Genomic DNA, 498 nt, shown 5'->3' on the forward strand with positions numbered 1-498 from the left:
GTCCAGGAAGGCGAGGTTACCCACTTTCTCAGATGTCACCTGCAGACGGCGCGCCATCTGGGAAGAAAGACGCATCAGGATGTCAGGATTAACCTGAATCAGCTGACGGAATTTCTTGTAAGAAATTTCAGCCACTTCACATGCTGTCTTTGCACGAACCCAGGCGCTACGTTCCTGGCCCTCTTCAAACAGGCCCAGTTCACCGATGAAATCGCCCTGGTTCAGATAAGAAAGGATCATCTCTTTCCCTTCTTCATCTTTGATCAGCACTGCCACCGAGCCTTTAACGATGTAATACAACGTTTCCGCTTTTTCACCCTGGTGAATCAGCGTGCTCTTCGATGGGTACTTATGAATGTGGCAATGAGACAAGAACCATTCGAGAGTCGGGTCTGTTTGCGGTTTGCCAAGCACCATGCGCTGTTATCCTCTGTTATAAGCTGTCACCAGAGTCATAAGATGCATCCGGACTCTGGGGTTGCAATCGAATTCTTACCC

At 49.2% G+C, this 498-nt stretch carries 1 protein-coding gene; it reads right to left on the minus strand.

What is annotated here, in order from left to right; all coding sequences use genetic code 11:
• Positions 1-417: cyclic nucleotide-binding domain-containing protein (locus IB245_RS28935; RefSeq protein ID WP_080080813.1), on the minus strand; the 417-nt coding region annotated here is incomplete at its 3' end.
• Positions 418-498 lie beyond the last annotated feature (81 nt).

The sequence above is a fragment of the Pseudomonas sp. PDM02 genome, assembly GCF_014852285.1.
In the GTDB taxonomy this organism is placed as follows: domain Bacteria; phylum Pseudomonadota; class Gammaproteobacteria; order Pseudomonadales; family Pseudomonadaceae; genus Aquipseudomonas; species Aquipseudomonas migulae.